Origin of the sequence: Spirosoma sp. 209 (genome assembly GCF_002006735.1) — a bacterium.
In the GTDB taxonomy this organism is placed as follows: domain Bacteria; phylum Bacteroidota; class Bacteroidia; order Cytophagales; family Spirosomataceae; genus Spirosoma; species Spirosoma sordidisoli.
Genome location: NZ_MVEC01000001.1, coordinates 648931 through 672860, shown reverse-complemented (window position 1 = coordinate 672860; position 23930 = coordinate 648931). Strand labels below are relative to the sequence as shown.

The 23930-nt window shown below is 58.4% G+C and carries 15 protein-coding genes; 10 read left to right on the top strand and 5 right to left on the bottom strand.

The window, feature by feature from the left end:
* The first annotated feature begins 82 nt into the window (after positions 1-82).
* The 7 genes from B1C80_RS02885 (at position 83) to B1C80_RS02855 (ending at position 11538) form a co-directional block, all read left to right on the top strand.
* Positions 83-841 (top strand): succinate dehydrogenase/fumarate reductase iron-sulfur subunit, encoded by a 759-nt coding sequence (locus tag B1C80_RS02885; RefSeq protein WP_077919528.1) that lies wholly within the window; start codon positions 83-85, stop codon positions 839-841.
* Between the two features lie 890 nt (positions 842-1731).
* On the top strand, positions 1732-2898 hold the full coding sequence (gene lepB, locus B1C80_RS02880) for a signal peptidase I (protein WP_077919527.1): 1167 nt from the start codon (positions 1732-1734) through the stop codon (positions 2896-2898).
* A gap of 157 nt (positions 2899-3055) precedes the next feature.
* Positions 3056-7159 carry an ATP-binding protein gene (locus tag B1C80_RS02875; protein ID WP_077919526.1) on the top strand — a complete coding sequence of 1368 codons (4104 nt, stop codon included), beginning with the start codon at positions 3056-3058 and terminating at the stop codon, positions 7157-7159.
* Positions 7160-7324: 165 nt separating this feature from the next.
* Positions 7325-8077, top strand: a complete 753-nt coding sequence (locus B1C80_RS02870; protein ID WP_077919525.1) for a DUF5602 domain-containing protein — start codon at positions 7325-7327, stop codon at positions 8075-8077.
* 100 nt (positions 8078-8177) lie between these two features.
* Positions 8178-9254, top strand: a complete 1077-nt coding sequence (locus B1C80_RS02865; protein ID WP_077919524.1) for a hypothetical protein — start codon at positions 8178-8180, stop codon at positions 9252-9254.
* A gap of 21 nt (positions 9255-9275) precedes the next feature.
* Positions 9276-10754 (top strand): MBOAT family protein, encoded by a 1479-nt coding sequence (locus B1C80_RS02860; RefSeq protein ID WP_077919523.1) that lies wholly within the window; start codon positions 9276-9278, stop codon positions 10752-10754.
* Positions 10755-10956: 202 nt separating this feature from the next.
* Positions 10957-11538 (top strand): hypothetical protein, encoded by a 582-nt coding sequence (locus B1C80_RS02855; RefSeq protein ID WP_139361569.1) that lies wholly within the window; start codon positions 10957-10959, stop codon positions 11536-11538.
* Between the two features lie 116 nt (positions 11539-11654).
* Here the strand turns inward: B1C80_RS02855 and B1C80_RS02850 are convergent, their stop codons facing one another.
* From B1C80_RS02850 to B1C80_RS02840, 3 genes are read right to left on the bottom strand one after another with little or no spacing between them, the layout of a single operon-like run.
* Complete coding sequence (locus tag B1C80_RS02850; protein WP_077919521.1) at positions 11655-14135, bottom strand: hypothetical protein; 2481 nt, start codon at positions 14133-14135, stop codon at positions 11655-11657.
* Positions 14136-14173: 38 nt separating this feature from the next.
* Positions 14174-15658 (bottom strand): RagB/SusD family nutrient uptake outer membrane protein, encoded by a 1485-nt coding sequence (locus B1C80_RS02845; protein ID WP_077919520.1) that lies wholly within the window; start codon positions 15656-15658, stop codon positions 14174-14176.
* Between the two features lie 31 nt (positions 15659-15689).
* Positions 15690-18836, bottom strand: a complete 3147-nt coding sequence (locus B1C80_RS02840) for a TonB-dependent receptor (RefSeq protein WP_236648572.1) — start codon at positions 18834-18836, stop codon at positions 15690-15692.
* Positions 18837-19009: 173 nt separating this feature from the next.
* On the opposite strand from B1C80_RS02840, the gene B1C80_RS02835 reads away from it, so the two are divergent.
* Entirely contained in the window at positions 19010-20356 is a 1347-nt protein-coding gene (locus tag B1C80_RS02835) for a hypothetical protein (protein ID WP_077919519.1), read from the top strand.
* An 8-nt stretch (positions 20357-20364) separates the two neighbouring features.
* Here the strand turns inward: B1C80_RS02835 and B1C80_RS02830 are convergent, their stop codons facing one another.
* Together B1C80_RS02830 and prfA are read right to left on the bottom strand one after the other, a co-directional pair.
* Positions 20365-20754, bottom strand: a complete 390-nt coding sequence (locus tag B1C80_RS02830; RefSeq protein ID WP_077919518.1) for a hypothetical protein — start codon at positions 20752-20754, stop codon at positions 20365-20367.
* Between the two features lie 519 nt (positions 20755-21273).
* The gene (gene prfA, locus B1C80_RS02825; RefSeq protein ID WP_077919517.1) at positions 21274-22347 is read right to left on the bottom strand and encodes a peptide chain release factor 1; all 1074 of its coding nucleotides are present in this window, start codon (positions 22345-22347) and stop codon (positions 21274-21276) included.
* A 174-nt stretch (positions 22348-22521) separates the two neighbouring features.
* Here prfA and B1C80_RS02820 point away from each other — a divergent pair, with 174 nt between their 5' ends.
* Positions 22522-23112 (top strand): hypothetical protein, encoded by a 591-nt coding sequence (locus B1C80_RS02820; protein WP_077919516.1) that lies wholly within the window; start codon positions 22522-22524, stop codon positions 23110-23112.
* 278 nt (positions 23113-23390) lie between these two features.
* Complete coding sequence (locus tag B1C80_RS02815; RefSeq protein ID WP_236648571.1) at positions 23391-23921, top strand: gluconate 2-dehydrogenase subunit 3 family protein; 531 nt, start codon at positions 23391-23393, stop codon at positions 23919-23921.
* The last annotated feature ends 9 nt before the right edge of the window (positions 23922-23930 follow it).

Here is a 23930-nt window from a genome sequence, read left to right as displayed (position 1 = left end):
GTCATCCCTAATCCGGGTAAAGACCCATCGAAAACCACAAACCGAAAATCCCGGCGGGGGACCGCGTAAAACCCATCAAACAATGAAGATCAACTTAAAAGTCTGGAGACAGAAAAATAATAATACCCCGGGCAAGCTGGTCGAGTACCAACTCGATAACATCTCGCCGGATATGTCGTTCCTGGAAATGTTCGACGTGCTGAATGGCGAGCTGACCAAAAAGGGCGAAGAAATCGTTGCCTTTGACCACGACTGCCGCGAAGGTATCTGTGGTTCCTGCTCGATGTATATCAACGGCCGCGCCCACGGGCCGCAGACGGGAGCCACGACCTGCCAGCTGCACATGCGTTCGTTCAACGACGGCGACACTATTGTGGTCGAGCCATGGCGGGCGCGGGCCTTCCCGGTTATCAAAGACCTGGTCGTTGACCGGTCGGCGTTTGACCGGGTTATTCAGGCCGGTGGTTACGTATCGGTGAACACGGGCTCGGCGCGTGACGCGAACGAAATCCTGATTCCGCGTACGGTGGCCGATGAGGCTATGGATGCCGCTGCCTGCATTGGCTGTGGCGCCTGCGTAGCGGCCTGCAAGAACGCATCGGCAATGCTGTTCGTATCGGCTAAGGTATCCCAGCTGGCTATTCTGCCGCAGGGTAAGGCCGAGAGCCAGCAGCGGGCCGAGCGGATGGTGGCTCAGATGGATGCCGAAGGTTTCGGCGCCTGCTCCTTTACCGGCGCCTGCTCGGTCGAGTGCCCCAAGTCGATTTCGCTCGACCATATCGCCCGCATGAACCGGGAATATCTGGGTGCCAAGCTGACCTCCGACAACGTTCAGGGATAAGCAGCGTAAGCACATCATACAAGCGGGCTCTTTCAGCGAAAGAGCCCGCTTTTTTTGTTCCTTTCTCTACCGATGCTGCGCTGTTAAGGCCCTAACGGGCCAGCGCATTGGTAGCATCGTTCAGGATCGCCCCTGACCCGTCAGGGTAAGAGCAGCGTAGCGTCGTCGGTGGCATCATCCGTTGTCAAGATCATCCCTGGCCCGTTAGGGCCCAAACAGCGCAGCGTCGGTAGCGAAGCGGGGTCAGCAAACACAATGTGCCGTCAGGTACATCACAGCGCAGCGTGGGTAGCATCATGGGAGCGGACCCCGATAAAAGCCATATACCGTCAGGGACATAACAGGTTAGGTACCTGACGGCACCTGGTTCCCACCTGGAGGGATGTTTTCTACCGACGCTACGCTGTGATGGCCCTGACGGGCCAGGGATTGATGGGCGCCTGTCGATTCTTACCGACGCTACGCTGTTTGGGCCCTGACGGGCCAGGGATGATCTGGGTACCCGACGGGGCTACCGACGCTGCGCTGTGTAGGCCCTGACGGGCCAGGGATGATCTGGGTACCCGACGGGGCTACCGACGCTGCGCTGTGTAGGCCCTGACGGGCCAGGGATGATCTGGGTACCCGACGGGGCTACCGACGCTGCGCTGTGTAGGCCCTGACGGGCCAGGGATGATCTTGACAACGGATGATGCCACCCACGCTGCACTGTTTAGGCACAGACAGGGCTTGGCTTTTGCCGGAGTTCACGTTAATCCAGAGTGATTTAAACTGGCAAAAAAGCCGTCTGTGTAAAAGGCAGGGATAACGGTTGAGGTTTACAGTACCTTTTAATCGCTAATTCACAGTGAGTTGGCAGTGGTCATTCACCCGGAGACGGTAATCGTATCATGTTTACAAAGAAAACAAAGGCTGGAAAACCGGCCAGCTCACCCAAATCTGCGCTCCGCGAATGGGCCGATTCGATCCTGTTTGCCGTGGTGGCCGCTACGCTGATCCGATTCCTGACCTTCGAAGCGTATGCCATTCCGACGCCATCCATGGAGCAAAGCCTGTTCGTGGGCGATTATCTGTTTGTGAGCAAACTGCACTACGGAGCCCGCACACCTAAAACGCCGTTGCAGATACCACTTACCCACCAGAAAATCTGGGGTACCGACCTGCCGGCTTTCAGTACCGCGATTCAACTGCCTTCGTTCCGGCTGCCGGGCTTTTCGCACGTAAAAAGGGGCGATGTGGTGGTCTTCAACTACCCCGCGCCCCGGGCCGATGAGGCTGGCTACCCCAGCGATCTGAAAACCAATTTTATCAAGCGATGCATGGCACTCCCGGGCGATGTCGTGGCTATCCGGGCGGGGCAGGTGTTGGTGAACAACAGCCCCCTGGCCGTTCCGGTGAAGGCGCAGCAAAGCTATTTTATGAAAACGACCGAAGTGCTCGACGAGCGCTTCTTCCGGAAATATGGCATCGTCAACGATTTCAACTCCGCGGAGGGGCCGTTTATTAACTGGCAGCCGCTGGAAGCCGTTGACGAAGCGACAAAGAGACCGGTGCTGGTAGGGTATCGGGTTCACGCCAGCGAAACCATCATCAATCAGTTTAAAACCTTTAGCTGGATAAGCAGCGTCGAACCGATGCTGGAACAGCCGGGTCGGGCACAGCCTGGTATCTACGGCTCGTCTGTGTTTCCCTGGAACCTGGATAACTTCGGCCCGCTTACGGTACCTAAGAAAGGTATGACCGTACCCATCAACGAGCAGACCATTGCGGTCTACGGCCCCGTCATCGAGCGCTACGAAGGCCAGACTGATGTGCGGCTAACTCCAGCGACGGTAACCATCGACGGGCGCGCCATAACGTCGTATACCTTTCGGCAGGATTATTACTTCATGATGGGCGACCATCGGCATAATTCCGAAGATTCCCGCTTCTGGGGCTTCGTACCCGACGACCACGTTATCGGAAAAGCCGTACTGGTCTGGCTGTCGATCGATCCCGTTCCGGCCGACGTCTGGCATAAAATCCGCTGGAACCACCTGTTCAGCCTGGTCGACTGAGGCAGCCTGGCCAGAACGGGTCAAACCGGTCGAGTCTATACGTTGATGGTGGCGAAAGGGCGTCAGCGTTTCCAGAAGTAATCATATGGAAATAATTAGGAATAGCCAGATCTAGTCACTGCTGATTTACGTATTTTGGGCAGCTAAACGGCTCAAAATGCGCTTCTTATACCTACTGGTTTGTCTTCCTTTGCTGAGTTTTGGCCAGCCGAAAGGCTGGCAGGAACTGACTATATCCGACGGTCTGTCGCAGGGTATGATCTTTGACCTCAAGCAGGACCGGAAGGGGTTCATCTGGATTGCCACCAAAGACGGCCTCAACCGGTACGACGGCCATAATTTTACAGTTTTTACCCACGACCCCTACAACGACTTTACGCTTTCGGACAACAGCTGCTCGACTCTGCTTATCGACCGGCACCAGCGGCTCTGGGTGGGTACTGTCAACAAAGGGCTCAACCTCTTCGACGATCGGACCCAGCGGTTTTACCATATCGACATCAGCGATCAGGCGGCTCCCGACGCGGGCAACTACGAAATCTGTTTACTGACCGAAGATCCCGCTGGCAACATCTGGGTCGGGACCGATAAAAATAAGGTATTCAAGGTCAGCTTACCGGCCCCGCTTCAGGCGCACTACCCCGACCGGCCTAACGTCACCAGCCAGGTCAGTATCAGCCCCGTTGCGCTGGACCGGGCCGACATCAACACCGAGAACAACACCAACTACGTCAGTTTTCACCCGAACGGAGAGGCCTTTGTCTGCACATCGGATGCGATCTACGCCATCAACTGGCAGCGCCCGGCCGGTGCAACCAAACTACCGGCGTTTGACCCGGCGTCTGTCGATATGCACTCGATGTACGAAGACCCGGCCCACCAGTTCCGGTTCGTGACCTACAGCGACCGGATTGTTGGGTGGTACCGGGGGCAGCGCAAAACGATCTGGTTGCCGGGGAAGGATTACTTCAGTGTGAAGCTGCGGCCCATCGATTCGCTGCAGGTGGCCGTTGCCACTACCGATCACCTCTGGATCCTGTCGCCTGCCGCCCTCTTCGGGCAGGACAGCCTGAGCGCCCGTACGGCCTTTGCGCAGTTACCCCCCAACCTGTATTCGGTCACCAATCTGATGAAAGACAGAACCGATAATATCTGGATCGGCACCAGCGGCTACGGGCTTCGGAAGTTCAACCCCCGCATCAAGTCTTTTCAAACGTATCTGCCCAAGACGTCGCTATCCGGTCTTTACGTTGACCGGCAGGGGCGTACCTACGTGCGGTATACCTATGCCTACGCCCGGCTGGACCGCGCTACGAACCAGATGCTGCCGTTTCTGAACGCGGATCTGCCAGCCGCCGACAAACGACAACGCTACCTGATGCAGGATCGTCGGGGTGATTTCTGGGCGTCGAACGTCAACTTCCAGACCCACGAAGCCTCACTGATCCGGTTCTCGGGCAATGGGCAGCTAATCAAAAAGTACCCCTTGCCCGCTCAGGCTGATTTCGGGTTTTACGGCAATCAGACGATCGAAGCCAAAGACGGCCAGCTCTGGCTTGGATGCACCAACGGGCAGTTGCTGCGGTTCAACCCCGTCACCGAAACCTTTACCGTCTTCAGCTACCAGGGCCTGTTACCCCGTAGCGGGGCCGAAATCGAAACGTACTCGCTCTGTGAGGATCGATCCGGCACGCTCTGGATCGGCACGCAGCAGGGGTTGGTCAAAGCCCGCCATTACCAGACAAAGCCCGCGTTTTCAATCTATAAAAACTCGAAAAAGGATCGGCATAGCCTGAGCAACGATTTTGTGCTGAGCGTTATCAACGACCCGCGCCAGCCCGACCGCTATCTGTGGGTAGCCACCAAAGGAGGGGGCCTGGAGCGGCTGGATAAACAAACCGGGCAGTTTATGCACATCACCGAAGAGCAGGGGCTGCCCAACAAGGTCGTGTACGGTCTGCTGGCCGACGAGTTCGGGATGCTCTGGATGAGTACGAACCGGGGACTGGCCCAGCTCGATCCGCAAACCCTCCGGTTCAAAACCTACACCAAGGCCGACGGTTTGCAGGACGATGAATTCAACACCAGCTCGTACGTCAGGTCACCCACAGGCGAGCTGCTCTTCGGCGGGGTAAACGGCCTCACCGCGTTTCGGGCGTCTGAGGTGGCCGGTACCTCGCAGAAACGACCCCTGATTCACATCATCGGCCTCCGGGTGAACAACAAAACGGTTTCCGTGGCCGACCCAGCGGCCATACTGACCCAGACCATCGACTATACGGACCGGCTCGAACTCGCTCATAACCAGAACCTGCTTACCCTCGAGTTCTCGGTCATGGACTTTACCAACTCGGCCAAAAACCGCTACCGGTACCGGATGGAAGGAATCGATCAGGACTGGGTCGAAGCCGGTACAACCCGCTTTGCCAACTACGCCCAGCTGCCCGACGGATACTATACTTTTCGGGTCATGGGGTCGGCCGACGGGCAGACCTGGAGCGAGCCGGTCGCGTTGCGGATTCGGATTCATCCGCCGGTTTACCGAACCTGGTGGGCCTATCTCCTGTACGCGCTGGCAGCGGGTCTGCTGGGCTGGCAGCTTTACCGGTTTCAGACCCAGCGCTGGAAACTTCAGCAGCGGCTTCGCTTCGAACAGCAGGAGGCTACCCGGCTGGCCGAACTGGACGCGCTGAAGACCCGGTTCTTTACGACCATCTCACACGAGTTTCGCACGCCCCTGACGCTGATTCTGGGGCCGCTCACCGATCTGAAACGGCGTTTCCAGACGGAGTCGACGGTGACGCTAACCCAGCAGACGGTGGCCCTGATGGAACGAAGCAGCAACCGCCTGTTGAGCCTGATCAACCAGTTGCTCGATCTGAGTAAGCTGGAAGCGGGGCAGTTCAGGCCCGAACTCGAGCGGGGCGACATAGCGGCTTTCTTTCAGCTGCTGGCTCACTCGTTCGATGCGCTGGCCAGGGATCGGCAAATCCGGTTCAGCTTTCGCCAGACGGCTACTGAATGCTGGGCCGATTTCGACGCCGACAAGATCGAGAAGATCGTAACCAACTTGCTGGCCAACGCCCTGAAATTCACGCCGGCCGGGCAGGACGTGTGTCTGACGGTCAGCTACCCCGAACCGCCCCGGACCGACAGGCTGCAGCTTACCGTTGCCGACACGGGCATCGGCATTGCGCCCGATCACCTCCCGCATATTTTCGAGCGGTTTTACCAGGCCGACGGGAAAGCCAACCGCCTGTACGAAGGCACGGGCATCGGGCTGGCACTGGTCAGCGAGCTGGTAGCCGTGCTGGGCGGTACCATCGACGTAGCCAGTACCCACGGGGCCGGTACCACGTTTACCGTCTGGCTCCCCCTGCCGTCAGCTGGTCCGCCGGTACCGGCTCAGCCCGTTGTAGTCTTGCCCGAACCCGAACCCACGGCGGTGCCGGTGCTGCCCGAACCCGCTGTTCCGCTGGGCGAGTCGGCCGACAGTCTGCTCATCATCGACGACAACGCCGACATCCGGGCGTATGTCCGCTCGGTGTTTGACGATCAGTATCAGATCATCGAAGCGGAAGATGGCTACGACGGCCTCGACAAAGCCACGGCCCTGTTACCCAGTCTGGTAATCTGCGATCTGATGATGCCCCGGCTCGACGGCTTCGGCTTTTGCCAGGCGCTGAAAACCCAGGAAGCAACCAGTCATATTCCGGTCGTGATGCTGACGGCCCGGTCTACCGTTGAGAAGCGCATTGAGGGGTTCGAGCGCGGGGCCGATGACTACCTGACCAAGCCCTTCAACCGGGTCGAACTCCAGACGCGGGTACGAAACCTGATTCGGCAGCGGCAGCGGCTGTATGAGTGGTTCGCTACCCGGCTGAGTACGCCCAGCGCCAGCCTGCTCGTACCGGCTCCGCTAACGGCCGAGCAGCGGTTCATCGATCGGCTGACGGCGCTGGTCATGCAGCACCTCGACGATACCGACTTCTCGGTCGAAGCCCTGGCCGAAGCTGCCAACCTGAGCCGGATGCAGCTGCATCGTAAGCTCAAAGCCCTGACAAACTCAACCGCCACCAACTTCATTCGGGACATCCGGCTGGACCAGGCTACCCGGCTGCTCCGGCAGGGCGATCAGAGCGTGACCCAGGTTGCGTATGCCGTGGGGTTCGACAACCTGTCCTACTTTGCCCGGGTATTTCAGGAAAAGTACGGCGTGCTGCCCTCCCAGTACCGCAAGCCCGGTGCGGCAACGGTCTGATAGCAGGTCGTTTATAGCGTCGAAGGCCCGGTTTTTCGGGCTTTTTTTATGGATTGTTACGAGGGTGTTAGCAGATGTTACGAGGGTGTTAGCGGATTGGAGCCGCCGGGCGCTACTTGCCGACCTAATCAGTTCGCCATGAAACGCTCTTTTTTTAACCCGTCAATGAAACAAATTCTCCTTTATTTATCAGCCGCTACGCTGCTGCTGGGTTGCGGCAAAAGCGACACCGACAGCCAGCCCGATCGGGTCTACGGGCCTTCGATAGCGATGGGAAAAGGAAAAGTCAGAACCTGGCTTTCGCGCGATGCTCAGGGTAATCCGGCCTCTATCGGGTTCACCATGACCAAAGAAGCGCTGGAAAGTATGCCATCCATCCAGACCGTCAGCGCGTTCATGCTGGCGCTGCCCGACGAGGCAACGGAAAAAACGCCCTTCAAACACGTGATGATCGACTGGAATCCGCAGGGACACGAACCGGCGGGCATCTATACGGTGCCGCACTTCGACTTCCATTTCTATATACAGCCGATGAACGAAGTGATGGCTATTCCGACCTACGATAAAGCCCCCGCCAAATTCGATAACGTACCGGCTGCGGCCTATCTGCCCGTCGACTTCGTGAAGGGGCCGGGCGGGGTTCCGGCCATGGGTGCACACTGGTCAGACGTTACCAGCCCCGAGTTCAAGGGCCAGCCCTTTACCGAAACGTTCGTATTTGGGTCTTACGATGGCAAGGTGACATTCTGGGAGCAGATGGTAACCCTCGATTTCCTGAAAACGAATCCGAATCTGGACAAAGCCATCCGGCAGCCCGCCAAATTCGAGACGCAAGGCTATTACCCAACCCGCTACAGCATCCGTACCAATGCCGACGGCAGTCAGGATGTGGCGATGGACGGCCTCACCAGACGCTAATTCTTTCTCCATACTTTATACTTTATTCTACCTTCCTCTTTTTCTCAATCCTCCCGTCGGTCTGATGGGAGGGTTGAGAAAACCATGTCTATGCGCCCGAATGAACACACCTAATTACACAAAATCGGCCTGGCTGACGCTCGGCCTCGTGCTGGCTTTCGTGGCCGGCTGGGAGTTATACTGGCGAAATCAGCACCTGCCCATTGGCTATAACGATGACGAAAGTATGTGGGCCAGCAAACGCAGACAGGTGTACGAGAGCAGCCCCACACGACCCGTTCTGATTGGCTCGTCGCGGATCAAATTCGATCTGGACCAGGGCTCCTGGGCTCGAATCACCGGCGAAAAACCCATCCAGCTGTCGATGGACGGCACCTCTCCGCGCCCGGTACTGACCGACCTTGGCAACGACCCGAATTTCAAAGGCACCCTGATCATCGACGTGACGGAGATGCTGTTCTTCAGCCCGGACGGGTCTTTTCCGGAGAAAGAAGCCATCAAACGGGTCAAGGCTTACCCAACCTGGTCGCTGTCGCAGCAGACCAGCTTTCAGATCAACCGGCTGCTCGAGTCGGGTCTGCTTTTTCTCGATGACCGGAATCTGGCGCTGGGGCCGCTGCTGAACCTGCTGCCGCTGCCCGCCCGGCCCGGCACCTGGGGTGGGCCGCAGTTTCCGCGCGAGTTCTTCGTGGTTGACCAGGACCGGCAGTCGATCATGACCCCGGCCTTCGTGGCCGATACGGCGTTGCAGAACAAAGTAAAAGGCGTCTGGCTGGATGTCGGCGCCCATAGCCCACCGAACGCCGTTACGGGCCCGGCCCTGCAGGCTATCCTGGACGCGACCAAACGGTCGGTTGAGCAGATTCGGGCGCGGGGTGGGCAGGTGCTGTTTCTCCGAACCCCGTCGGATGGGATCATGCGGGCGGCTGAGAACAAGCTCTACCCGCGGGAGCAGTACTGGGATCGGCTGCTGGCCTACACCCAGACGCCCGGCATCTATTTTGAAGACTACCCGGCCCTGACCCGCTTCAGCTGCCCCGAATGGTCGCACCTGACCCCGGCCGACGCCGTTCAGTTCACCGAAGACCTGATCCCGATCGTGGCCCGGAAAACGGGCTGGCCGCTGGGCGAGCCGCTGTCGGCCCTGCTTGGTCAGCCAATACCTACCTGTCGTTAATCTACCGCCGTTCTTCCTGATATGGTCTTCAACTCCTACACCTTCATTGTATTCTTCGCGGTCGTTCTGGGGCTGCATAATCTGCCGCTGGCCTGGCGAACGAAGAAAATTAACCTGCTGCTGGCCAGTTATCTCTTCTACGCCCTCTGGAACCCGCCCTTTATTCTGCTGCTGTGGCTTTCAACGGTGGTCGACTTTTACATGGCCCGCCTGATTGGCGGAGAGGAGCGGCCCCTGCGCCGGAAACTCCTGCTGACGGTTAGCCTCGTGCTGAACCTCGGTATGCTGAGCTACTTCAAATACGGCGGTTTCCTACTCGACAACTTTACGGCCTTGCTGTCGGCAATGGGTATTGCGTTTCAGGCTGCTCAGCCTGATATCATTCTGCCGGTCGGCATTTCGTTCTATACCTTCGTCACGCTTTCCTACACGCTCGATGTGTACCGCCGTAAGTTCGCGCCCGAGCCGTCGTTCCTGAACTTTGCGCTGTTCGTTACTTTCTTTCCGCACCTGGTGGCCGGTCCGATTGTGCGGCCCGAAGATCTGATTCCGCAGTTCGAAACCCCACGCCGGGCCACCGCCCAGCAACTGAGCTGGGGGCTGTTTCTGCTGTCGCTGGGGTTGTTCATGAAAGTGACCGTAGCCGATGGTCTGCTGGCCGACACGGCCGATCTGATATTCTCATTGCCGTTTCCGGTACAGACGCTCGACGCCTGGATGGGGGTGCTGGCCTTTTCGTCGCAGATTTTCTGTGACTTCGCGGGCTACTCGACCTGTGCCATCGGGGTGTCGCTCTGTCTGGGATTCGTACTGCCCGACAACTTCCGGTATCCATACGCGGCCATGGGCTTTCAGGACTTCTGGCGCCGGTGGCACATTACCCTCTCGACCTGGCTACGCGACTACCTCTACATTCCGCTCGGTGGCAACCGGAAAGGCCCCGTCCGGACGTATATCAACCTGATGGTGACCATGCTCATAGGCGGGCTCTGGCACGGAGCCTCCTGGACGTTTGTGGTCTGGGGCGCCTTACACGGGCTGTTTCTGTGCGCAGAACGGCTGATCCGGCAGGGGTTTGCGAACCGGCAGACCACCATACCTATGGCCGACGGCGCCGTGATGAGCCGGGCCTCGGTGGTACCGGCTTCGCTGGTCGCGCCCCTGGCCCGCTTCGGACTGGTATTGCTGACGCTCTTTCTGGTCAATATCACCTGGGTCTTTTTTCGCGCGCCAACCTTCGACGGGTCTATGCTGCTCCTGCTGTCTATGTTCGGGGTGATAAGCAACGGGCCTCCTATGCTGACCAACACGGCACTTCTGACGGTCGGTGTTGTAACGGTTGGGCTGGTCGGCTGCCACTGGCTCATGCGGAATACGTCGGTGGCCGAGCAGGCAAAGCGGTTGCCGTGGTGGGTGCTGAGCGCAGGCTGGGCGGGGCTGTTACTGCTGGTGGTGCTGAGCCAGAAAAGCAGCAGTTCGTTCATCTATTTCCAGTTCTGACGGGATCAACGCGCCCGATGCCGATAAGTCAACGCTGTTCCGTGGTTTAGCTGCCCAGCAGTCTGATCCTGTTCAGTTATCAGGTTGTTGTCGGTCAACAGCGTTTGGTCAAACGCAGCCCGAGCCGGATTTTGTTAGTGATACGCCCGCTGGTTCCAACGTTTCTGACCGGGTAGGGGTCTGTTCCAGTAAAGACCGGGCTATGAGACTCTACAGACTGGTGTGGTGTATGTTGATGGGCGCTATGTCGTGCGGCAAAGACGGCCCTAATCCGGACCTCGGGGCAAACACCCGTGCTTTACTGAATGATCAGCCGTGGGATGGGCTAGCCACGGCCTGGCAGCCGAACGTTCAGAACGACCCCTGCGCCGTTAACACCTTTACGTTATCCATAACAAGCCGTTACCCCCATCCAAAAGGGGCGCGGGTGCAGGCACCGGCGTTCTGCGTCGATTGCGGAACCCAGAGCCTGAATTTCAGCCGAATCCCCCGGGCCGTGGGGCAGTATACCTTTGCTCCGGCGCAGCCCTGCTCTTCGGCCGTCGCAGGCCGGGTAAGTGCCAGCAACATAACCTTGATTGGGGGCGATGTGATACAGGATCAGTATCGACCACACGCGACCCAGTCCGGCACGCTGGCCATAACCCGCTATGATACTGTCCTGGCCGAAATTGAAGGAACCTTCGATATTACCCTGGCTCGAGATACGACGCGGCCTGCCAACGCAGACGCGGCCCCGACAGCCCGCTTCCGGAATGGTCGGTTCAAGGTTAAGCTACAGTAGGGTCGACCAGTTTGGCAGCTGACGGGATGTAGCGTTTCCCGCGTTGATAACGAATCATCGGCCGCGTACCTACAACTGTGTAGTACGTGGCCGATGATTCGGGGTTAGCAGCTACGCTAGCGGTACTGGAGCAGGGTAGTCGCTTGGCAGGCTTTATCGGCTTTGAACCGGACCCACCGAGCCTGGAAACCGGCCGGGAATTTGTAATCGACGGTTTGGCCGGGCGCCACGGTGAACGACTTGTACGGCATCCAGACCCCCGTGCCGACCGGATCGGCTTCGACCGTGATCGTTACGGGCTGGGTCGCTTTGTGGGAGAGCTGCAGGCTGCGCTGGTCATAAAAACCAATCAGGTACGGATCGGACGCTTCGTCGGCTTTGACGGCGGTGTTTTTCCAGGGGCCACCCTGTCCGGTGGGTTTGCCCAGTTGCCAGAGGTCATCGATGGCCCCCGCCCAGACGGCCGCTTTTTTATCGTCCGAGACGATGATATGCGGATTTTTACCGGCCGCTTTCAGGTCGATGCCCGTCATGACGAGCAGGCCCCGGTACGAGGCATAATCGTTGATGCGCAGGGTATGCGACGCCACCGGTCGCATCTTGGCGTAGCCGTCGGCATTTTCGGCGGGTAGTTCGTAAAAGGTGCCGTGGCAGTTGAGCAGGTCGCGCTCGGTCGATACTTCCCGGCAGATGCGGAGGGCTGCCTGGTTGGTCAGGGGCGTAAAATCTGCATGGCCAAGGGGAAGCCGCCAGCGACGGCCTTTGTCATCGACGATCAGCACGCTCGACTCATCGATCGTTACCACCTGCTTCGGAATGGCGAATTTATCCTTGATCACGTCCAGCACCCCGGCGTCTTCTTTCCGAACGAGCTGCATACCGGCGTTCAGTTCATAATAGCCGACATCGGTAGCCTGACCGCCCTGGTACGACAGTGCCGCCAGACCCAGCGCCCGCCGGTTGTTGCCCAGACCGTACATCAAACCGCCCGCCGTACTGGCGCTGGATACGGAGCTGAGGCCCGAGAACAGGGCCCTGGGGGCGGTGCTGCGGGTATCGGTTGCCGAGTACGTAAACTGCGCCGATAGCGTGGTGGCTTTGTCCGACCGAACCCGAATCCACTCGCCGGGGGCGTCGGTACCAAAGGCGGTGTAGGCCGACTGACGGGCGCCAACGGCAACGGTTTGGAGGGGTGTCCAGGTACCCTGTCCGGTTTTGTCGACCTCGAAGGTAATCTGTATCGGCTGGGCGCCGGTATTCTGAACCCAGGCCGAGCGGTTGGCCCAGCCTGCAAACAGAAACGGTTCTGACGGTTCGCTGGCCTTAACGGATTCGTTGAGCCAGACAGCGCCTTCGGCCGTTGCGGGGCCGAGCTGATCGGGCAGGGTCAGGGGCGTAAACCAGAGGTTGGAGTTCGACTGGCCGGGGCCTTCGAGGTTGCCTTTGGTCTTCCGCTTGTTGAGGAATTCTTTCTGGGCCGAATCGTCGCAGCCGAACACCAGCTGATCGTTCCAGCGGGCGTAGTCGCCGATGACTTTCAGGTAGGCCGACCGCGGTCTGATACCGGCCGTGCTGGTAGCGCTAAAGGTGCCCGGAAACCGCCAGAACATGCCGTGCATCGTCATCAGGTAATCGGGTTGGGCGGCCGTGCCAACATCGCGGATCCGGGGCCATTCGGTGTTCCAGCCGTGGGCGCCGTCGTAGGCATGGCTAGCTTTGGGAAGGCGGAAAAAACGCCACCCGGCCCGGCTGTCCCGTACGCCCAGCAACACCGATTTATGGTCCCAGCCGGTGGCCCAGATGGGGTCGGTAGCGGGGTTTTTGTTGCCGTAGAGTCCCCCGGGGCCCGTCACTTCAACGAACTGATTCCGGCGGACAACGGTCCAGTCTTTGCCGTTCCACTCCGAAAGCGAGCCGGCATCTACGTCGAACTGGGCCAGCGCTTTGGGACCCGGTTCGCCGTTGTTCGAGTAGACCAGCACGCCCTGGCCCGAGTAGGCGCCCTTGCCGTGGGCGCCAGGCAGGAGGCTGTTTTGCAGGTTATTCGACTCGTCCGACTCTTTTTTGGTCTTCAGGTTCCCGTCTTCGTACAGCAGGGTCGGCGTCAGGCTGTTTACGTCTACTTCGTAAAAGCCTTCTTCCATGGTGGCGTAGTAGATCTTGTCTTTCGGGTCGGTCAGGTGTCGGGCATTACCGGTATGGCGTCCTGGCATGGCGCTGTAGGGAATAACCCGAACGTGGGCTTTGCTGTCTATGGCGTAGGGGCCAATAAAAAGCTGGTTGCTTTCGGGATGGATCATCCGGTTGGCGGGGGTTCCGCCGATACTTTCTGACCGGACAATCTGCTTCCGGTCGGGGGTTATTTCGTAGAGTTTGTCCGACGAGCCAAACGGTAGGTGCGGGCCGTAGGTAATTACCCAGAGCCGGCCTGCCCAGGGAACAACGGCTCCCGTTCCACACTCGCCTTCGTTGTTATACATGGCCAGCTGTGGGTAGATGCCGCTGAATGAGGGCTGTTTTTTGGGCTGTGCCAGCGATACGCCGGGGCGCATCAGCAGCCATCCAGCCAGGCAGGCCGAAAGAATGTACTGTTTCATTGAAAAATAAGTTGAGAATGAGCGTTTGATAACGGGACCTACTCCCAGCCCGCGTTCTGAGTCAGCCGGGGGTTGGCCTGGATTTCCTCCAGCGGAATGGGGTAGTAGCGGTGCTTGGGCTGGGGTGTCCGGGTGGGGTAGACGTCGTTTACGGCTTTGGGGATCACGGTCAGGAACGTATTGGTTCGGGTCAGATCAAACCAGCGGTCGGCCTCGGCAAACAACTCCCAGGAGCGCTCCTGCAGCACGGCGGCAACGAAGGCGTCTTTGCTCAGACCCGGCGTCAGATCGGGCAGCCCCGCCCGCCGACGAACGGTGTTGATATACCCGTAGGCCAGGGCGGTGGCGCCATTCTGGCGGGCTTCGGCTTCGGCTGCTACCAGGTACACGTCGGCCAGACGAATAATCGGGAAGTTGCAGTTATTGGCTTCGCCGATCGAGTTGGGGTCGCGGTATTTTCGGATCAGCACCCCTCTGGGCGTAATCGGGGTAATATCGCGCTGTGGCACCAGTTTGCCCGATACGTCGCGGTAGGTCGTGTCCAGCAGCTGCCGCCGTTTGTCGGTGGGCGAAAACGAGTTGAAGAACGACTGGTACGCAAACCACGAGCCGAAGGATACTTTGGCATAGTCGGGGCCGGAGCTGTTTCGGGGGCCGGCAATGCCCATGACGGTGAGCCAGCGGCTGGGGGTTACCCGATCGGCCTCAACGGCCCACATGTTCTCGATCCGGGCTGCGTCTTCCTTGTCTACGTCGAACACGTCCAGCACGTTCGGCAGGAGCGCGTATTTGCCCGAGTTGATGGTGGCCTGCGCCAGTTGCAGGGCTTTGGGCCAGTCTTCGTTGTACAGCGCTACTTTGGCATACAGACCCTGAATGGCTTCTTTGGAGGGCCGCCCTTTGACCAGGCTGGCCGAGTACGATGGCAAGCCGGCAATGGCCTGGTCCAGATCGCTGTAGATCTGTTTGTACACGTCGGCCCGCGGGCTTTTGGTGACGAGGGCTTCGGTTTCGCTGGTGCTGGGGCGGGTTTTTACCGGCACCTCGTTAAAGGTTTTGGTGAGCGTCCAGTGGTAGAGAGCCCGCAGCGCATAGGCTTCGGCTACGATCTCGGTCCGGCGTTGCGGGTCCATCTGGATGGCGGGCACCCGATCGATGACCCAGTTGGCGTTCTCGATGCCTTTGTAGCTAAACCGCCAGACCCCCTGCGGCCCCTCGGTTTCGTGACGCCCCGAATTGCGCTGAGCCGTGTAATACGGATCATACGAAAACAGGGTGATGGTGTTGCGGCCCACAACGGCGCGCGGATAGGCCTGATCGGCGGCAAAATCCGACACCGCCACGAGCGGAAACCCGTAGAGGTTGATCAGCGAGCCCGCTACCGACGCAATGCCCGCTTCGGCGTCGGAGGCCGTTTTGTAAAAGTTGGTCGTGAAAATGGACGAATACACCGATTCTTCCAGTTTGCTGCACGAGACGGTCAGACCAGACAGGGCCAGCAGCAGCAGAATATGTTTCTTCATGGACAGACGATGAATGAACGGGTGAAAACCTTTAAAATGTGACCTGCAACCCGCCCAGATACGACCTGGCAATGGGGTAGGTACCGTTGTCGATAAACTGGGTGGTGGCGTTACCGAAGTTGTTTACCTCCGGGTCGAAACCCGTATAATTGGTGAGCGTGAAGACGTTGTTGGCGCTGACGTAGAGCCGAATCTGGCTGATGCCTTTGATCCGGGGCAGCGTATAGCCAAGCGAGATATTTTTCAGCCGCACAAACGAGGCATCTTCTACGTACCGGTCCGAAACAGGCAGCCGCCCGCCCTGAAATCCGCTGGCATACTCGTTACTGGGATTCGTTGCCGACCAGCGGTTGGCCAGACCCGCCAGCACGTTCTGCTGGCCCAGCGCCGTTTCGAAGGTGTACCGGAACAGGTTCATCAGCTTGTTGCCCTGTACGCCCTGCATGAACAGGTTCAGATCAAAACCCCGGTACCGGAACGAGGAGGAGAAGCCGAAAATAGCCTTTGGCTGGGCGTTACCGACAATCAGCTGGTCGGCGGCTGTGATGGTACCGTCGCCGTTGACGTCTTTGACCTTATGACCGCCCACCCGGCCGTCGTAGCCCGGCACGATGGTTTCGCCGGTCTGGCTGATGCCGTCGAACAGATAGGTGCGGTACAGCCCCATGGGGTAACCAACTTTGAGCAGCGCAAACGCCGAGCGGGGCAGCTCTTCCAGAACCCCGTCGAGGGCCAGTACCTCGTTTTGGTTGAAGGTGACGTTGGCCGATGCATCCCACTGCAGCCCCCGGCCTCCGCCCGGTATAATGCGACCGTTAACCGCCAGCTCCAGCCCTTTATTCTGGATCGACCCGAAGTTACCGGTCAGTGCCGTGTAGCCCGACGACATGGGCAATACCTTCTCGAACAGCAGGTTGTCGGTGCGCTTGTTGTAGTAGTCGGCCACCAGCGACAGGCGGTTGTTGAACAGGCTGACGTCGAGGCCGATATCGACCTGGGTCGAGCGCTCCCATTGCAGGTCGGGGTTCGGAATAGCCGTTGGGTTGATGCCGGTAACCGGGTTATGGTTGTAGTTGTAGTTCAGCCCCGAGGCACTGACCGTAGCCAGTGATTTGTAGGGGTCGATGGCGCCGGCGTTGCCGGTAATACCCCAGCTGCCGCGCAGTTTCAGGTCAGAAACAACCGGCACCGACTTCATGAACGGCTCCTCTACGATGCGCCAGGCCGCAGCAACAGCCGGGAAAAAACCGTACTTGTTGTTCTCCCCAAACTTGCTGGAGCCATCGGCCCGGGCCGTCAGATCGAGGAAGTATTTATCCTTATAGCCGTAGTTGATCCGGCCCAGATACGAGTCGAGCCGCGATTTACTTTTGTCGCTGGCGATGCGCTGGGTTACGGCCAGGCCTACGGAGTTGTTGGTGGTAATGTCGTTGGGGAAGTTCTGGGCTGTCTGGTTGTAGCGCTGGTCTACGTTGGCCTGGGTAGCCAGTACGGCGGTAGCGGTCAGGGTATGATCCTGAGCCAGGCGGGTGCGGTACGTAAATATGCTTTCGTGCAGGAGGGTCCGCCCGAAGGAGGTCGTGTTGGACGCGTTGCCGCCCCCCGATGCCAGCTGCGACTGACTCAGCAGCGACAGGGGCGAGTAGAACTCCGCCAGCGTATTGCCCAGGTCGACGTTAAAGCTGGGGCGGTAGGTAAACCCTTTGAATACGGCAACGTCGATGTATACATTGGCCAGAATCCGCTGGGTCGTTTGCCGGTTGATGGGAATGATAAAGTTCAGCGGGTTGGTGACCTCCTGATACTGCCCGTTCATCTGGTCCTGAAACGGGAAAACACTGCCATCGGGCCGGTAGGGGGTTAGCGTCGGCGGGGCAGCCACCGCGGCACCGAGTACACCCGCGCGGCTGCTGGTTACGTCGGAGCCCGTACCGCCCACGTTGACGCCGTTGTTGATCGAATAGCCGTAATACAGGCTGGTGCCGATCCTGATGCGGTCGGTGAGCCGGTGGTCGAGGTTGGAGCGGAACGAATACCGCGTGAAGCTTGAGTTTTTGATGATGCCCTGCTGATCGAAGTAATTCAGCGACAGTGCCAGCTGGGTTTTCTGATTGCCGCCCGTGACCGAAAGCTGATGACTCTGGATGGGCGCCTGCCGGAAGATCAGGTTCTGCCAGTCGGTACCTTCGCCGAGGCTGCCGGGATTGGCGTAGATGGGCCGTTTGTAGACTTCGTTCTCGAGCTGGGCAAACTGCTGCGCGTTCAGTACGTCGAGGGTTTTGTTGACCTGCTGAACGCCCGCGTAGCCATCGTAACTGACCCGCGTAGCGCCATCTTTACCCCGTTTGGTGGTGATCAGCACGACGCCGTTGGCCGCCCGGGCGCCGTAAATGGCCGTCGACGATGCGTCTTTCAGCACCTCGATCGACTCAATATCGTTCGGGTTGATCTGCGAGAGCGGGCTTACGTCGGTAATGCCGCCCGAGTTGGCAATCTGAATCCCGTCAATCACGTAGAGAGGCTCGGAGCTGCCGTTGATCGAGTTGGTACCCCGAATCCTGACGCTGACGTTACCGCCCGGCGCGCCCGAATTCTGGGTTATCTGCACGCCCGCCACCCGTGCCTGCAAGCCCTGAGCAACGTTGGCCACGGGCGTTTGCAGCAGGTCGGCGGCTTTGACCGAGGCAATGGCACCAGTGGTTTCTATTCTCCGCTGGGTACCGTACCCGACGACTACCACTTCTTCCAGGGCTTTGGTGTCGGGAGCGAGTTGAATGGTAATCGTTGTCTGGCTGCCAACGGCAACTTCCTGGCTCAGATAGCCAACAAAACTGATGACCAGCGTGGCCGCTCCGTCGGGTACTGCCAGCTGAAACATACCTTTGGTGTCGGTTACCGCTCCGCGTTGCGTACCTTTAAGCAGGACACTGACGCCGGGTAGCGTTATCCCTTTTTCGTCGCTGATGGTACCCGTAATAATCCGGTCGTCGGTCTGTTGCCGACGGGTACTGGCTGATTGGGCGGGTTCCCGGGTTAGGCTGGCCTCGATCGGACGGAGCCCGGTTACGAGGTGGGCAGGTTCCCGGGTGGCAGGCGACCCCGCCGGGCGGGCCTGCGCCAGGAGCGGCACCCATAGGCCCAGTGAGACGACGCAGTACAGTACACGTTTTTGTCGCATAATATTCAGATATTTATAAGTTTCGTACTACTTAGGTCGGCTTAGGGGTTGTTTTGAGTACGAGTATGTAAAGGTAAAGTTGCATTATACGAAGAGGATGGGTTGAGCTTACCCATTTTGTTAATCGAAATTATGAACAAGTCAACTCGCTGATAAACAGATAGCTATCCTGTATGATTACGGAAAATGGACAACCCGGAAAAGCCAACGCGTTTGCGTTTCTGGAGGTCTGTTGTCGGCGGGTGAGCGAAACCTACGGCAAACCCAACAGCGAGACCTGGACCAATAGCGATTACGTGACCCTGAGTCATATCCTTTTCAGGCAAACGCACGTACGCATCAGCCCCAATACCCTGAAGCGGATCTTCGGAAAAATCAAAACCGACTCGCGCTATTACCCGCAGAAAGCCACCCGCGACGCCCTGGCAGCCTACATCGGTCATCCGGACTGGGACCATTTTGTCGACGTACAGGACTGGGAAGCCCGGCAGACCAGCCGGCGTTCGGTTGCGCTTATACAACCGGAGACCCCGCCCGAACCGACCAGCAGCCGTATACAGGACGCTGTGCCGACTCGGAAGCCGACGCGCTGGTCGTGGATATGGCTGGCAGGACTAGGTATTCTCGGAAGTGTGCTGGTGCTCTGGCTCGTACGTCCGCAGCCGGCCACTACCGAACCCGCCCGGCTTATCTGCCGGAATCCGCTGGGCGAAAATCCCCATTCGGCGGTTTTTGTGCTCCAGCAAGCGGGGGCTACCGAGTCAGCTACCTATACGGTTCTGTTTGGCGACGGCAAGCGCGAGACCCTGAACGCCAGCGACAGCCTGCACACCCACTACTACGAGCGGCCGGGGCGCTACTTCGCCGTTCTACAGCAGGATGGCGTCAATGTCGATACGGCAACTATTTTCCTGAAGACCAAGGGCTGGACAGTAACGGCCAATATGATGCACGACTCCAGCCGGGTATACCCCATCGAGGTCGATGGCCTGTTTACCGGCGGCAAGCGGAGTGTGAGTGCCCTGCAGGCGGCTCATGCCGGCATCGACACAAACCGTACTTTTTTTATGGAGTTCATCAACAGCCACGCCACAGCCATCGACGGCGACAATTTCGAGCTAACCGCCTACGTGAAATCATCGCCCGACCGGGCGGGGGTTCGCTGCTCGCAGGTAGGCCTTACGGTCTGGGGCGAGTCGTCGCAGCATATCTTTGAAGTAATGAAGCCCGGCTGCGCCCACTGGATCAACATTCAGAATTCCGATATTCTGAAAAACGGACAGCGGGACGATCTGAGCTTTCTGGGCGCCGATTTGCGGTCGGGCGGGCGGCTGACGCTGCGGGTTGTCGGTAAAGAAGCCGTTGTTTTTATCGACAACCGGGAAGTCTACAAAACCCGGTACACCAGGCCATTGCGCCGGATTTACGGTGTCAAGATCCGGTTTGCGGGTATCGGCACGGTCAATTCGCTCTCCCTGAAAGACCTGAAGACGGGCGCCGTATTTGACGGGAATTTTTAGCGGGTTGTTTACTCCCTGTCGGTACTCTTCAGCGCCCACGCAATCAGCACCGGCTGAAAAAAGAGCCTGACAAACCGCTTCCGATCGGTATCCAGACCGAACGCGCTGCGCCGGTTCACATACTGGGAGATGTTACCCGGAAAAACAGCCGCGAAAAAAGCAGCCGCCACCCGGCCTACCGTTTGCTGCTGTTGTTCATTGGCCAGAATCAGGCTCGTGCCGAGGGCTATTTCGGCCAGTCCCGAGTAGATCACGGTATCATCTACGGGCAAAGGCACCCAATCCGGCACCTGCGCGCGGAAATCGGTTCGGGCAAACGTAAGGTGACTGACGCCGGCAAAAACCAGGTTGCTGCCCAGCAAAATCCGGCCAATATGTTTCGCGGTGCTCTTTTTCATGTGAAGTGTCTGGTCGTTCGGTATGGTATTCTCCGGCGCAGAAATCGTGCGGAATACGTTGTACTAGATACTCCGTTCCGGTTCGTTTTGTTTTCGTCGGCGGAGGTCACCGGTATAGGCCGGTACACTTCAAAAACAAACCCGACCAGCTCGCGAGCCGATCGGGTTTGTTTTATGAAATCCGGATTTTTCCCTGGCCCGTCAGGGCCGCAACAGCGCAGCGTCGGTAGCAGACGGTAGCCTCGTTTCGTGTTTCGGGATCATTCATGGCCCGTCAGGGCCGCAACAGCGCAGCGTCGGTAGAGAAAAGCCTTCGGATGTGAACAGGTGCCGTAGGTACCTAACCTGTTATGTACCTACGGCACATTGTATTTGCTTACCCCGAACGATTGCTACCGACGCTATGCTGTTGTGTACCTGACGGCACATCGCTGATCCCGATCTCGAACGAGGCTACCGACGCTATGCTGTTTGGGCCCTGACGGGCCATCGCTGATCCCGAATTTACAGAAAAAACCGCTACGCCGTTGCGCCTTCCTTGAGCCGTTCGGCGTTCTCGGCGATGCGCAGCTGTTCGATAAACTCGCCGATGTCGCCATCCATAACGGCGGGCAGGTTATAAACCGTCAGGCCGATGCGGTGATCGGTAACGCGGCTCTGCGGGTAGTTGTAAGTTCGGATTTTGTCGGAGCGGTCGCCACTGCCGACCATCGTTTTGCGCTGCGAAGCAATGGCGTCGTTATGCTTCTGCAACTCGATCTCGTACAGACGCGACCGCAAAACGGTCAGCGCCTTGTCGAAGTTTTTGAGCTGCGAGCGTTCATCCTGACACTGCACCACCAGCCCCGTTGGGATGTGGGTAAGCCGAACCGCCGAGTAGGTCGTGTTTACCGACTGGCCACCCGCGCCCGACGAACAGAACGTATCCTTGCGGATGTCGTTCATGTTCAGGTCGATATCGACTTCTTCGGCCTCGGGCAGTACGGCCACGCTGGCGGCTGAGGTATGGATACGGCCCTGAGTTTCGGTAGCCGGTACGCGCTGCACCCGATGAACACCCGACTCGAACTTGAGCTTACCGTACACGTCTTCGCCTTCGATCTCGACGATGATCTCTTTATAACCACCCGACGTTCCTTCGGTGAAGTCGACGAGCGTCATTTTCCAGCCCATTTTCTCGCAGAAACGCTGGTACATCCGGAAAATATCGCCGGCAAAGATGGCCGCTTCGTCGCCCCCGGTACCGCCCCGAACCTCCAGAATCACGTTTTTGCTATCGTTCGGATCTTTCGGAATCAGCATCTCCTTCAGCAGCTCTTCCAGTGGCTCCCGGCGCGGCAGCAGTTCGTCCAGCTCAGCTTTGGCCAGCTCCCGGAACTCTTCGTCTTTCTCGGTGGCAACGATTTGCTTGGCGTTGTCGATCTCCTCGAGCAGCTGGGTGTAAGCCCGGTACTGCGTCACGATTTTTTCGAGGTCTTTATATTCTTTGCTCAGCTTCATAAAGCGCTTCTGGTCCGAAACGACTTCGGGCTGCACAATTTGCTGAGCTACTTCATTGAAGCGTTCGCTGATGGCTTCTAACTGATCGAGCATATTGATTGATTGTTGTCCTAACCAGGATCACAAAAGCAAGGCAGGGGTTGCCAGGCTGTAACCAGAGGATGACAGATAAAATATGGACAAAAATACGAAAATTCCGGCGTATGGCCTTGGCTGCAACCGTTGACCTATCGAACGTGTTATAACTCTATAAACCAGCGTAACCCCATGAACGTCCCTCATTTACTTACCGGCCTATTTTTGTTGAGTAGCCTGTCTGCCTGCGATCCCGAACGGGTGAAGTACACAAACGAGCTGAAGCAGGAAATGGCCGACAAGAAAATAAAACGCATCACCAACGCCGACATGGTTGAAACGGTCAATGTCTTTGGCGAACGAATCAGTACCGTTGTGCAGAAAGAACTGGCTACCGAACTCCAGAAAGCTACCCAGCCTGCCGCTCGGGCCAGCCTCTGCCAGCTGACCAACCTGCCGCGCACCCGGGCCATTGAAGAGCGGTACGGCGTTACGATCAGCCTGCTCAGCGCGGCCGATGTACAAAACAAACGACTGAACCCCAAAGAGCGCGAAGTGCTGGACGCTTACCTCTACAATGCCGAGCAGAAGCTGCCCCAGATCTCGAATATCCAGAAAGTTGCCGATACGCTCTTCATTTACAACGCGGCCGTACCGACAGAGAACATAATCTGCCAAACCTGTTTCGGTGGTCAGAAGACACCCCTCGCCGTCTGGCGGATCGCTTTCCCGAAGCGCGAAGTGATCAGACGGTCCAGCGCCACGGTGAAGAAAAAACGATAACACCAGTACGCTCCACTCGCTGCTTTGTCAGCCTGGCTCCGCGGATACGCTTGCCAACGCCGTTTACCAAGCCACTGGCAAGCGCATCCGCGAACTGCCCATCACACCCGATAAGCTGGTGTAGACCTGTTTTTCGGCACCGGGATCGGTGTTGGCGGCCCGGGGTGAACTAGTACCGCAGGAGCTGCCCGACGGGTTGCCGGGCCGATAAGTAGGCCTGTAAGATAGACTACTTTGTACAACACGGCAAAGCTCCTTACCCTTGCCGATGGCGTTGTATGGAAAGACGAGTTGCACTCCGGCACATGGCGCTGGCCACCGGTGGTTTGCTGGTATTACCTGCCTGGGCCAACGCCTGGACACCCGCTGCGGTGCAGACCGCGCAGCCGCTACTGCCCCCGCTGCAGGCAGCTGTTCTGACCGGGTTTGTCGATACGCTCATTCCCGCTTCCGATACGCCCGGTGCCAAAGATCTGGGGGTTTCTGACTTCGTGCAGAAAATGGTCGCCGACTGTTACGAGCCAGCGGTGCAACAAAGTCTGAGCGCCGGTCTGGATGCCCTCGAAAGCGCTGCCCGGGCCACCTACAGCCGCTCGTTTCAGGACTGCGACACCAGCCAGCGAACAGCCCTGCTGACGGCCGTTGAGCAATCGACCGAGCCGGACCGTCATGCGTTTTTTGCGCTGGTCAAGAACCTGACCGTTCAGGGATATACCACCTCCGAGTACGTCATGACGAAATTTCTGAACTACACCATGATACCGGGTCACTACTACGGCTGCGTACCAGCCCCCGTCGCTATCCGATAACCGTTGATC

Coding starts and splice junctions, on each gene's coding strand:
- B1C80_RS02815 (WP_236648571.1), top strand. CDS start 23,391: ATGGAAAGACGAGTTGCACTCCGGCACATGGCGCTGGCCACCGGTGGT.
- B1C80_RS02855 (WP_139361569.1), top strand. CDS start 10,957: ATGAGACTCTACAGACTGGTGTGGTGTATGTTGATGGGCGCTATGTCG.
- lepB (WP_077919527.1), top strand. CDS start 1,732: ATGTTTACAAAGAAAACAAAGGCTGGAAAACCGGCCAGCTCACCCAAA.
- B1C80_RS02870 (WP_077919525.1), top strand. CDS start 7,325: ATGAAACAAATTCTCCTTTATTTATCAGCCGCTACGCTGCTGCTGGGT.
- B1C80_RS02860 (WP_077919523.1), top strand. CDS start 9,276: ATGGTCTTCAACTCCTACACCTTCATTGTATTCTTCGCGGTCGTTCTG.
- B1C80_RS02845 (WP_077919520.1), bottom strand. CDS start 15,658: ATGAAGAAACATATTCTGCTGCTGCTGGCCCTGTCTGGTCTGACCGTC.
- prfA (WP_077919517.1), bottom strand. CDS start 22,347: ATGCTCGATCAGTTAGAAGCCATCAGCGAACGCTTCAATGAAGTAGCT.
- B1C80_RS02840 (WP_236648572.1), bottom strand. CDS start 18,836: ATGCGACAAAAACGTGTACTGTACTGCGTCGTCTCACTGGGCCTATGG.
- B1C80_RS02865 (WP_077919524.1), top strand. CDS start 8,178: ATGAACACACCTAATTACACAAAATCGGCCTGGCTGACGCTCGGCCTC.
- B1C80_RS02850 (WP_077919521.1), bottom strand. CDS start 14,135: ATGAAACAGTACATTCTTTCGGCCTGCCTGGCTGGATGGCTGCTGATG.
- B1C80_RS02885 (WP_077919528.1), top strand. CDS start 83: ATGAAGATCAACTTAAAAGTCTGGAGACAGAAAAATAATAATACCCCG.
- B1C80_RS02830 (WP_077919518.1), bottom strand. CDS start 20,754: ATGAAAAAGAGCACCGCGAAACATATTGGCCGGATTTTGCTGGGCAGC.
- B1C80_RS02875 (WP_077919526.1), top strand. CDS start 3,056: ATGCGCTTCTTATACCTACTGGTTTGTCTTCCTTTGCTGAGTTTTGGC.
- B1C80_RS02820 (WP_077919516.1), top strand. CDS start 22,522: ATGAACGTCCCTCATTTACTTACCGGCCTATTTTTGTTGAGTAGCCTG.
- B1C80_RS02835 (WP_077919519.1), top strand. CDS start 19,010: ATGATTACGGAAAATGGACAACCCGGAAAAGCCAACGCGTTTGCGTTT.